Origin of the sequence: Cellulosimicrobium sp. 22598, assembly GCF_052044445.1 — a bacterium.
Taxonomy (GTDB): Bacteria; Actinomycetota; Actinomycetes; order Actinomycetales; family Cellulomonadaceae; genus Cellulosimicrobium; species Cellulosimicrobium cellulans_G.
Map to the genome: position 1 here is coordinate 1 of NZ_JBQEMZ010000033.1, position 10,865 is coordinate 10,865.

Here is a 10,865-nt window from a genome sequence, read left to right on the forward strand (position 1 = left end):
TGAGCTCGACAGGAGTGAGAACGAGGACACCCAGCGGATCACCGTTTCGGGTGCCGCGCGCAGCGGGGAGGGAACGCCGTTCTCCATCGACGTCGGCGGCTCAAACGTCCACCCGGCTTCCTGCAAGCGTCCGGCGGCACTTCGGAAGAGTTCCGGCATGCTCCCAGGCTACCGATCCGCACGAATCAACCTTTAGCAACACGCCCTAGGCGGGACGTCGATCTGCGGAGGCTCCGACGGCCGCCTCATCGTGAGTGGGCGACGTGCGTCTGGTGAGCGACCGCGCGAGCAGATCGGTGATTCGGTGGCCGTGGATGAGGTCGGGATCGAGGTCGGGATCGTAGATCGTCAGGTCCAGACCGATGAAGCGCTCAGACGCGGTGAGTGATCCCAGGATGAGTGCAAGTTGGTCAAAGCTGAGTCCTCCCGGCTCGGGACTATCGACGGCCGGCATCAGGTCTAGGTCGATGACGTCGACGTCTAGATGAACCCAGAATCCGCTGAGGTCGGGACGCTCGACGACGCTCAGGGCTTCTCGTACGGCGTTCTCGGTATCAGTCGCCGTGGTGACGGCATCGATGACCGTCACCCCGTCTGCTGCCGCGTCGCCAGCGAACTCGTCGCCTGGGCGCGAGCCGATCGACACGACATCGGACGAACGCAAATACGGACCCCGGCCGTCTAGGTTCGCCAGTGCCCCGCCAAGGCCCGTCACCAGCGCGAGGCTCTCGCCGCCCGCGGATCCCACCGAGTCGCTGTTTCCCGGGTGCCGGTAGTCGAGGCCGTCTATGCTGATCAGACCATACGGTCCGCTGCGATTTAGAGCGAGCCCAATGCCGATGAGGATGCTGCAGTCGCCGCCCAGCACGACAGGGAGGCCCCGGTTGGCAATGATCGACTCGAGCCGTTCCGCCAAACGTCGTGAATGATCGGCGATCGTCGCCTCGTTGCGTACCGCACCCGCGACGCGGCCAGGGCGATACCGTCCTGGCGTCACGACTCCGCCGTCTTGCGCGCCGAGCACGTTCAGGAGCCCCGTGTCTCGAAGCGCCCCGGGCGCCTTGTAACAGCCTGGCACAGCCCCTTCCTCGGGAGGGCGCAGTCCAAGATTCGACGGCGCGTCCACGACGACAAACCGCCGCGTGACTTCGGGCATCGGCATCCGTTCTCCTGACCTACGCATGCGAGGGCTTCTCACGAGCCAGACTCGCGGACTTGTCTATGGTGCGATCCGGCATCGCTTCCACCTGATTCTATGAAAGCGACCTTTGCGGGCTTGCGAACCTGTGCGGTCACCACCCCTGGATAGAATCGCCACCGGGCGCCAACTCTGCGAGCACCAGCCGCACGGAGCGTGCGCGGCGCGGAGCAGGCGTCTGTGTCGGGCGTTCACGGCTGCTGGTGAGTCTCTCCTGCTGCGGAACTATCCCGACGGCGGAACAGGGGGATGATCACCGCTGCGGCCGCGACGTGCATGAAAGTCAACGACAGCTTGGTCTCGGTATCCGCTTCATAGCCGAATGCTGGGAGCGTCGAAACCGCCGCCGCCGTGAGCGCGAGCACCGTCCATACGGTTCGCGCTCGCGTCGTGAAAAGTTCGAGCACGACAAGCAGAACCCATCCCGCGACGGCGGCCGAAAGCACGGAACCAATGACGGCCCAGATGGTGGCGTCCATGGACGCGTGCTCGTCGCCGAACGAGACGACGAACGTCGCGCCCGCTGCACGTCCCGCTAGCCAGATGAGCGTGCAGGACAGTGTCGCGACAACGGCGCCGAGCAGGCGAGGACGCCAGTTGGCCGTCAATGTTTGGGGCAGCTTGGGTCGGCTGCTGGCCCGAGTGGTTTGAATCTCAGAGGGCATGAGGTCTCCTGACTTTGAAGGCCATGGCGGTAATCGGCACGGCAGTAATCACGCTATGTCCCGTCTGAGGCACGATCAATACGCGAATGCACCGCCTTCATGTGTGATCGTCCTTCGAGTGCGAGCTTCTGTATAGACTCAGTTCATGGACATGATGAGCGAGGTGGTCGCAGTCCTCCGGCGAGGACGACCGCGATCTCAGCGCGTCACCTGGACGGCACCATGGGGCCAGCGTTTCGCTGCGGTCGAGGGCTCGGCCGGATTCCAGGTGATCCTCCGCGGGACGTGCTGGCTGCTCCGTGATGGTGAGGAACCGATACGCCTACAGACAGGAGACGTCCTGTTCCTCCCCAGCGGGATCGAGCATGCGCTCGCCGATCGCATCGATGCCGAGCTAGCTGAGGCGTGCGAACCGGGCCGAGTGACCGGCAACGGCGCCGTTGATATACCGGCGAACCCGGACCATGGGATACCCGGGGAACAAACGGTCACGCTGTGCGGCGCCTACGAACTCGACCTGCGTTTCATCCACCCGTTGCTTGCCCAGCTCCCACCCGTAGTGATCTTGCGCGCGCCATTCGATCGCGGCGAGCCTCTCAGGGACGCCGTGGAACTACTCGCGATGGAACTCGACCGACCTGGACCGGGCACCGATCACCTGGTCGCCGCACTCCTCGACGTCCTGTTCATCCACATCCTCCGGGCGTGCAACGACGAGCGCGTCCTACCGGACAGCGCACATTCCTGGGTCACCGCAATCCGAGACCCAGGAATCCGCTCCGCACTCGACGCCTTCCACGACAATCCCGGGCACCCCTGGACAGTCGCCGAACTCGCTCAGCGTGCGGTCATGTCCCGCACCGCCTTCGCGCGCCGATTCCATGAGCTGATCGGCGATCCACCCATGACCTACATCACCTGGTGGCGGATGAATCTCGCCGCCGCCCTGCTCACCGACACGGATCAATCGATGCGCGCGATCGCTCAGCGTGTTGGCTACAGCTCGGAGTACGCCTTCGCACACGCCTTCCGCCGGGAACGTGGAATATCGCCAGGGGCAGCACGCCGAGCCGGCAGACGCGGCGGCCTCCCGGACACCGGCAAACCAGCAGAAGGAGACACGGCGTGACAGACCGAAGCTCAAGCCCACCCCGCGGAATCATCGTGGACGAGTTCGGCGACCGCAATGGGACACCCGTCCTACTGCTCCATGGAGGTGGAGTCGCCGGGTGGATGTGGCGACCACTGATCGAGCAGATGGGCGCCGGATACCGATTCCTTGTCCCAGACCTGCCAGGGCACGACCGCAGTGCGCACGCAGACTATGAGTCGCACGAACGGACCATCGAAGCGCTCGTGGAAGCGCTCCAGCACCGCGACGACCGCCCGGTCGCGGTCGTCGGTTTCTCGCTCGGCGCGCAACTCGCTGTGCTCCTCGCCGTCCGCCGCCCTGACCTGGTCTCGCACGTCGGGATCATCAGCGCCCAGGCAGAACCGTCGAGATGGCCGAATGCGACCCTCGCACTGCTGCGAACGGCGGCGCCGCTTGCGAAGCGGGAGTGGTTCGCGCGAGCACAGGCGAAGGAACTGTTCATCCCCCCGACACTGTTCCCCGACTACCTCAGAACCACTCAGAACCTTTCGACACGGACGCTCGTGGCGTCGGTGGGCGAGAACATACGGTTCACCATCCCGCCCACGTGGGCTTCATACGAAGGCAAGGCCCTCGTCGTGGTGGGCGAGCGAGAACGAGCGATCATGGCCCGCTCGGCGCACCACCTCACCCGTTATCGAGCCGATGGCGAGCCTGAAACCATCGCCGAGTGTGGTCACGGAGTTCCGCTCCAGAAGCCACACTGGCTGGCAGACCGACTACAGGCTTGGCTTGCCTGATTGGGTTCACGCCCGACGGCGGTGCCTGAGGCAACATCGAGTCCCCTGTATTCAGGGTGATTGCGTCCGTAGCATGACGCGGAGAGCTGTCACCGCCTGAATCGGCAGGACGCCGTTTCCAAGCGCAGCGAGTTGCTGGTTGTCGGTCAGATCGTGGGACGACTCGGTGACCCAGCCAGGTTCGAGACCCATGAGCCATTCAACGAACTCTGACGCGGGCCGCGGCCCCTTCGTCGTGCTTAGGAGGGCTGGCTTAGGGGCAGATCGCCCGGTGATGTGTTCCCATCGCGCGACGGCTGTGGCGTAGCGTCCCCAGTAGCGAAGATGTCTTCGATCAAGGACCACAGCGTCTCCGACTCGTCGTTCTGGTTCGCTGAGCCGTCCGGTCCGTGCAAGGCGAGGTCGATGACTTGATGCGACAGCGCTATCGTCCCGCGACGAACTCGCACTTGCGCCAAGGTCTCCCCGCCGCGGGAAGAGTCTGAGGCTAGCGGGGTTCGAAACAGCGCGTCGCGCGAGGATGAAGATGCGGAACCGGGGATGCGGTGCACCGATGGCGGAAGCGGGTAGGGCGATCCATCGCGCGTCGTACCGGAGATCGGCCAGGTCTCCGAGTACGGCGCCAAGTGCCCGTAGAGGTCGGGCTGGCTGGTCTCCCAGACCCCACGGGTCGGGTTCCACACCGCGAAGGGCTGCACCTGTAGGGGTGCGGGCTCGGGGTTGCATCGGTCATCTTCGTCTCCTTTCAGGCTCGGGCGGATGGCGGTTGCGGAGAGCAGCCCGCACACATTCTCGATGACGACCCACTCGGGTTGCAGCGCCTCGACTGCGGTCGCCATATGCGCCCAGAGGCCGGAGCGGGTGCCGGGTGCAAGGCCCGCCATCTTCCCGACCGTGGACACGTCCTGGCAGGGGAATCCTCCGCAGAGCACATCAATCGGCTCGACCCTGCCCCAGTCGATCGTGGTGATGTCGCCGAGGTTGGGCGCATCGGGCCAGTGATGGGAGAAGACGCGGGCGACGGGCTCGTTGATCTCTGAGAACCAGATCGTGCGGGCGTTGAAGACCTCCTCAACGGCGATGTCGAGTCCTCCGTAGCCGGAGAACAGCGACCCGACCCGCAGCGGACGGGCGTCGTTCTCGTCGTTCGGCTTGCGCATGAGGCCTCCGGCAGATCGGTGACCCCGGCCGTCGCTCCACTCGTGACCTCGATGCCGGGCTGGTCACCTGCCAGGTGCTCGCGTCGCATCCCGCGCTAGACCTCGCACCGGCCGCCCGCGACCCTGGCGAACTGCTATCCCGCACCTCGCCTCAGAGCCACCACGCCTCTTGCAGATCGAGGTTGATCCGCCGTCGGCGGGCCCCTACTCACCTCATGAGCAAGCAGATGGGGCGGCCTGCAAGACTGTTTCGATGCGCGTGATGAGCGCTGGCGACGGGTACAAGTACCTGCTGCGCACCGTCGCGGCCGGCGACGGCGACCGCTCGCTCTCCGCCCTGCTGACCCGCTACTACAACGCCGAAGGCGCCGTTGGGCGCCAAAGGTAGCTGCGTCTGATCAATGTGCGCGATGGTGACCGCTACGGCCGTGGAGATCGGCCATCACGCAGAACGGCTTGTTCGCCTGTCGAAGATGACACGGATGCCGATGGTGGGCGTTGTGGGCGGGGTCGCTGCGTTAGTACTGTGCTAGTTCATCGTGACAGGCATGGCTGTCAGGCCTGGGTGTGTGCGCGGAGCATCTGTTCTCCGGCCTCGACGTATGCGGCAAAGAGGTTCGTGACGTCTCGGAGGCGTTGCGCGGCACGATCGTCGTCGGTAAGGGGCTGGGCTGCGCGTAGGGTGCGGATGAACGCGCGGGAGCGTTCATGGCTCGCGGCCAGGAGTTGCTCGAATCCGCCGGTCGCCTCGACGAGGAGTCGGCGGCTGCCAGGCTGTGCGATGGTGCGGGCGAGTCCCCAGGAGACCAGCTCTCTTGTCGAGGTGCTCACTGCGCCGGCGCTGAGGGTGAGGTTCGTGCGGAGCTCTTCGGATGAGGAAGGCGCACTGCGCAGGAGGAGGTACCCGTAGATGCGGCCGGTCGCCCGGGACAAGTGCCACGACGCCAGCGTGTCGCCCATGACGTCGATGAACTGCTGCTGCTCGTCGTCCATCACCGGTCGCCTCCTGGGACGTGCGGGTCATCGAGACGCCACTGTTCCAGCGCCTGCAGGATCGCCTGCGAGGTGGCTTCGGGCGCGTCGAGGGTGACGACATGTCCTGCGTCGGGAATGACCTGCTCGACTATGCCCTCTGCCTGGGCCCATCGCGGCATGGCCGCGGCGATGTTGCCCGTACCGTCGCGGGCGCCTCTGATCAGTGCCAGCGGAACCGGGGTCCGGTATGTCGGCTCGGGTGCGACCAGCGAGACGGCGGCACGCCAGACGTCGAGGAACGTGCGTTTGGGCATCCGCGCGAACGTCGACTCGGTCTCCGCGATGGCACCCGGCAGGACAGCGGAGGCACGTGCCATCAGGCCCGGCAGCCTGGATGCCGGGATCAGTGTGAGCATGGGGGCGGCCAGACGCAGTCCCAGACGCTCGATGCTGCTCAGTGGTCCGGCGTTCCACGTCGAGTCGAGGACGACTAGACCGCGAGCTCGTCGGGGATGCGCGCGGACGAAGGCCTGACAGAGGTTTCCTCCGACCGAGTGTCCGACCAGCACCGAACGTTCGAGCCTGAGCCGGTCCAGCAGGGCCGCCAAATCAGCGAGCGCGTCGGCCGCTGTGAACCGCACACCGGGCTCGAGCGCGGACTGCCCGTGCCCCCGCAGGTCCCACACGACAGTGCGGAATCCCGCCTGCTCCAGAGCATCAGACTGCGCTCCGAACATTGCGTGGTCCATCCCCGCACCGTGGGTGAAGACCACCGGCAGGCCGTCTCCTCCCGTGTCGGCGTAGCGCACCTGCGCACCCGGGCGACTCAACCTCCCCGCTAATTTCACCATTCTCTGAATGTAATGTGGCAGAGCGGGGGTTTGCAATCTCCGATGGGCCCCGCATCGGCCCCTCGACTGTACGACGCTCCCGATGCGGGGACATGAGCGCCGGCGACGGTCACGAGCGCCTGCTAGGCGCGGACGCGGACGCGGACGGGGATCGTTCGCTGTCGACGACCCTGACGCGCTATTCGGCGGAGGACGGTGCCCCGCAGGACGGTCCCTGCATCATGTGGTCTGGCGGTGGACGATGTGAGGTCGCAGGGCGGTGGATGAGAGCGCGTCGCTGGGGGTCCGCATCTGCTCACGTAGGAGGCGCAGGCCTTCGTTGCCACTGTGGGCGAGAGGCTGGCTGATAGTGGTCAGAGAGAGAGCGCGCGCCGTCTCGGTGTCGTCGTAGCCAATGACGGAGAGGTCCGCGGGGATGGTAATCGCGAGGTCGTGTGCAGCGCGGACGGTGGCGGCAGCGAGGAGATCGTCGGCGGCGAAGATCGCGTCGGGTCGGTGTGGTTCATCGAGGAGGTCGCGCGCGGTCGCCTGCGCGGTGTCGAGGTCGCGGTTGGTCCAGCGGGTGAAGGCTGGGTCGAGGGTGTGTCCGTGCTCGATCAGCGCACGGCGGTAGCCGTCGAGCCGGCGGCGGGCGGGCGTGGTGTAGGCGTCGTTGCGCTGGGCTTCGCCGATGAATGCGAAGCGGTGGCGCACGCCGTCGATCAGGTGGGTACCCGCGAGAGCGCCGCCGGCGTCGTCGTCGATACGGACCGAGCTGAGGCCCTGGTGCTCGGTGTCGACCAGGACAGTGGGCAGATCGAGGGAGTGCAGGCGATCGACGAGGGGTTCGTCGAGGGGAAGGCTCACGATCAGTAGTCCGTCGAGGCGTCCGGTGCGGGGCAGGCTCGCCAACAGGGGCGCGGGGCTGGTCGTGGCGGAGGGCTCGTCGAATACCACGACATCGACCGATTCCCCTCGGGCGGCGGCGAGGATGCCGGCCAGGCGGGTCATCGCCGCAGGGTAACTGGAGAACGGTCCGATCACCCCGATGCGCTTGGCGGTGCGCCGGGCACGAGCGATGGCCTGCTCCTTTGGGACGAACAACAGTGCGTCGGCTGCAGCGAGTACCCGCTCCCGTGTCGCGGGACTGACCCGATCAGGATGGTTCAAGGCCAGGGAGACGGTGGACACGCTTACCTCGGCGCGCATGGCGACATCGCGGATCGTGACACCTTTCCCGGACTCGCGCATATGACTATCCTAGGGATCGAACTGTTTCGATCAAAGCGTTCGGGAGGGTTTGATGCGGACGTACGGCGCGGCCAGCGCATGGCCGGTTGCGGTGGCTTTCGCGGTCAACGGCGGCCTGTACGGAGGGATGCTGAGCCGCTACGCGGAGATTGCCGCCGACGCGCACGCGAGTGCCGCGGCTTTCGGTGTCGCGCTGACCGCCGGTGCACTCGGGGGTCTGACCGGTTCCGTCCTCGCCCCTGTCCTGATGCGCCTGCGCACCGAGCGGTCCGTCATGCTCGTCGCGGGCCTGGCGTACGCGGTGCTCAGCGTGGCGCCCCCGCTGGCGCCATCCGCCGTCCTTCTCAGTGCGGTGTTCTTCGTTGTCGGTGTCGTCGATGGCGGCCACGACGTGGCGATGAACGCCCTCACCGTGCGCTACCAACAGCGCATGGGCATCCCCCTGATGGGACGGATGCACGCCCTGTGGTCCCTCGCCCTCGCCGCCGGCGCCGCCCTCGGCGCGGCAGCGGCAGCAGTGAATGTCTCACCGGTAGTGCACCTGGGAGTCATGGCATGTGTGCTCGGTGCGGCGCAACTGGTGTCCGGTCGCGCAGCATCGCTGCCCATCGGCGGCGGGGACCCTACAGCCCGCGACACCGCGCACCCGGTTGTCGGTGGTGGGCAGGCCATGGGGCGCTCCGAATCCTCGGCCGTGCCTGGAGCACGTGGACTCCTCGCTGTGATCGTGCTCTCCGCGATTGCCGCCAGCTACATCGAAGGTCCTGGACAGGACTGGAGCGCAATTCTCCTCGCCGACGCCTTCCACGCAGACGCCGGTACCGCCGCGGCCGCGCCGTTTGCGTTCTCGCTCGGCCTGTTGATCGCACGACTCTTCCTCGACCCATTGCGCACCCGTCTGACGGCAGCGCAGATCGCCACCGGAGCCACCGCTCTCGTCGTCTGCGGCGCCGTCGGCGGCCTTCTCGCCGCGCACCTCCAGGCGCCACCGATCGCGGCGCTCGCGTCCCTCGCGCTGGTCGGCTTCGGCGCCGGACCCATCTACCCGATGCTCTTCGACACCGCCGACACCCTCGGCACCCGATACCGCATCACCCCGGCGACCACCGCGGGAATCATCTCCACCTGCTCCCGCATCGGAGCGATCACCGCTCCCATCCTCGTGGGAGCCCTCGCGGACTCGGCCGGTCTGGGCGTAGTCCTCGCCGTAATCGCCTCGGCAGGAGCACTCGCACTCCTCGCGCTCCCACGCGCCCTGCGTCCCTGAACGGCCAGCTCACAACTGTGACCGGCGGAGAGGCTACCGACACACCTATTCACCGTGACAGTTTCGATGCGGGTCATGAGCGCCGGAGACGGCTACAAATACCTCCTGCGCACCGTGGCCGCCGCAGACGGGGATCGCTCGCTGTCGACGCCTCTCACCCGCTACTACGCGGAGGCAGGTACACCGCCGGGTCGCTGGCTCGGCGCCGGAGTCGCCATGCTCGGTGGCGGGCGGATCAGTGTGGGCGATCAGGTCTCCGAAGCCCAGCTCCAGCTTCTGGTCGGCATGGGTCGTGACCCCATTACCGGGGGACCGCTCGGCCGTGCATACCCCGAGTACCGAAGCGTGGCCGAGCGGATCGAGGCACGCACCGCGGCGCTTGATCCTGCGCTCGGGCCTGCGTCACGCGCAGAAGCCGTCGCAACTATCGAAGCGGAGGAAGCCGAGCGCGGGACGCGGCGAGTGGTTGCGGGGTTCGACTTCACGTTCAGCATCCCGAAGTCCGCGAGCGTGCTCTGGGCGGTCGCGGATGCCGGGACGCAGGCGTTGATCGCGGACGCGCACCATGCGGCAGTTGCGGAGGTGGTTGCGTTCATGGAACGGGAGGTTGCAGCCACCCGCACGGGCGCAACCGGCCGCGACGGCGCGGTTGCACAAGTCGACGTCCGCTGTCTGGTTGCCACGGCGTTCGATCACTACGACTCACGAGCAGGCGACCCGCACCTGCACACGCACGTCGTCATCAGCAACAAGGTGCAGACCGTCCTCGATGGCAAGTGGCGGTCGCTGGATGGGCGGCCGATGCACGCCGCCGTCGTCGCCCTCTCCGAACTGCACGAGGCCGTCTTCGCTGACCACCTCACCCGGATGCTCGGCGTCTCGTGGGAGGCCCGCGACATGGGTCGCGACCGGAACCCGGCATGGGCGATCACCGCGGTGACGGAGGCGCTGGTCAAGGAGTTCTCCACCCGTGCCCGGCACATCGACGCCGGGACCGATCGCCTCATCGAGCGCTACGTCACGTCGCATGGGCGGCGGCCGTCGGCGGCGACGATCATGAAGCTACGCGCCCAGGCCACGCTCTCCACCCGCCCAGAGAAGGAGGTGCGGTCGCTGGCCGACCTCACCGCCTCGTGGCGGGAACGGGCCGGGCGGGTGCTCGGGGCGGATGCGACCTCGTGGGCGCGAAGCGTGACGGCGAACGAGGAGCCGCTGCTGCTGCGCGCCGACGACATGCCGCTGGACATGATCGCCTCGCTCGGGGCAGACGTTGTGGCTGCGGTCGGAGAGAAGCGCTCCACCTGGCACCGGTGGAACCTCACCGCCGAGGCCGCGCGGCAGACAATGGCCTACCGGTTCGCGTCGACCGAGGACCGAGAAACCGTCGTCGGCCTGGTCGTAGACGCCGCCGAAGCCGCGTCGCTGCGCCTGACCCCGCCGGAGCTCGCATCGAGCCCGGCCGTGTTCCGCCGGCCGGACGGCACGAGTGTGTTCCGTCCGAAGCACTCCGCACTGTTCTCCCCCCAGGTGCTGCTGGCGGCCGAAGACCGCCTCCTCGAGCGCGCCCGCACCACCACCGCCCCGACCGTGCCGCTGACCAACGTCGAACGAATCGCCAAGCGCCCC

11 protein-coding genes are annotated in these 10,865 nt (G+C 67.1%); 5 read left to right on the forward strand and 6 right to left on the reverse strand.

Translation table 11 applies throughout. From position 1 onward, the window contains the following. Positions 1 to 205: 205 nt before the first annotated feature. A complete protein-coding gene (locus ACTJIY_RS20605; protein ID WP_440675383.1) occupies positions 206 to 1,162 on the reverse strand; it encodes an arginase family protein in 957 nt (318 codons plus the stop codon). A 227-nt stretch (positions 1,163 to 1,389) separates the two neighbouring features. Then, positions 1,390 to 1,863, reverse strand: coding sequence for a DUF6069 family protein (locus ACTJIY_RS20610; RefSeq protein WP_440675382.1), 474 nt, complete (start codon positions 1,861 to 1,863; stop codon positions 1,390 to 1,392). A 145-nt stretch (positions 1,864 to 2,008) separates the two neighbouring features. Here ACTJIY_RS20610 and ACTJIY_RS20615 point away from each other — a divergent pair, with 145 nt between their 5' ends. Continuing rightward, complete coding sequence (locus ACTJIY_RS20615) at positions 2,009 to 2,992, forward strand: AraC family transcriptional regulator (protein ID WP_440675381.1); 984 nt, start codon at positions 2,009 to 2,011, stop codon at positions 2,990 to 2,992. 35 nt (positions 2,993 to 3,027) lie between these two features. Next, complete coding sequence (locus ACTJIY_RS20620; protein WP_440697259.1) at positions 3,028 to 3,756, forward strand: alpha/beta fold hydrolase; 729 nt, start codon at positions 3,028 to 3,030, stop codon at positions 3,754 to 3,756. Positions 3,757 to 3,995: 239 nt separating this feature from the next. Here ACTJIY_RS20620 and ACTJIY_RS20625 read toward each other — a convergent pair whose 3' ends face one another. Next, positions 3,996 to 4,916, reverse strand: coding sequence for a DNA cytosine methyltransferase (locus ACTJIY_RS20625; RefSeq protein WP_440675379.1), 921 nt, complete (start codon positions 4,914 to 4,916; stop codon positions 3,996 to 3,998). A gap of 253 nt (positions 4,917 to 5,169) precedes the next feature. Here ACTJIY_RS20625 and ACTJIY_RS20630 point away from each other — a divergent pair, with 253 nt between their 5' ends. Beyond that, the gene (locus ACTJIY_RS20630) at positions 5,170 to 5,304 is read left to right on the forward strand and encodes a hypothetical protein (RefSeq protein ID WP_440675384.1); all 135 of its coding nucleotides are present in this window, start codon (positions 5,170 to 5,172) and stop codon (positions 5,302 to 5,304) included. A 167-nt stretch (positions 5,305 to 5,471) separates the two neighbouring features. Here the strand turns inward: ACTJIY_RS20630 and ACTJIY_RS20635 are convergent, their stop codons facing one another. From ACTJIY_RS20635 to ACTJIY_RS20645, 3 genes are all read right to left on the reverse strand, one after another. Next, complete coding sequence (locus ACTJIY_RS20635; protein ID WP_440675378.1) at positions 5,472 to 5,909, reverse strand: GbsR/MarR family transcriptional regulator; 438 nt, start codon at positions 5,907 to 5,909, stop codon at positions 5,472 to 5,474. Continuing rightward, positions 5,909 to 6,700 (reverse strand): alpha/beta fold hydrolase, encoded by a 792-nt coding sequence (locus ACTJIY_RS20640; protein ID WP_440675377.1) that lies wholly within the window; start codon positions 6,698 to 6,700, stop codon positions 5,909 to 5,911. Before ACTJIY_RS20640 ends, ACTJIY_RS20635 begins: the two co-directional genes overlap by 1 nt. Positions 6,701 to 6,961: 261 nt before the next feature. Further along, a complete protein-coding gene (locus tag ACTJIY_RS20645) occupies positions 6,962 to 7,972 on the reverse strand; it encodes a LacI family DNA-binding transcriptional regulator (protein WP_440675376.1) in 1,011 nt (336 codons plus the stop codon). A gap of 52 nt (positions 7,973 to 8,024) precedes the next feature. Between ACTJIY_RS20645 and ACTJIY_RS20650 the strand changes: the two genes are divergently transcribed. Together ACTJIY_RS20650 and mobF are read left to right on the forward strand one after the other, a co-directional pair. Beyond that, positions 8,025 to 9,239, forward strand: a complete 1,215-nt coding sequence (locus ACTJIY_RS20650) for an MFS transporter (protein WP_440675375.1) — start codon at positions 8,025 to 8,027, stop codon at positions 9,237 to 9,239. Positions 9,240 to 9,305: 66 nt separating this feature from the next. Next, positions 9,306 to 10,865 (forward strand): MobF family relaxase (mobF, locus tag ACTJIY_RS20655; RefSeq protein ID WP_440675374.1); only part of this gene is annotated, 1,560 nt, incomplete at its 3' end.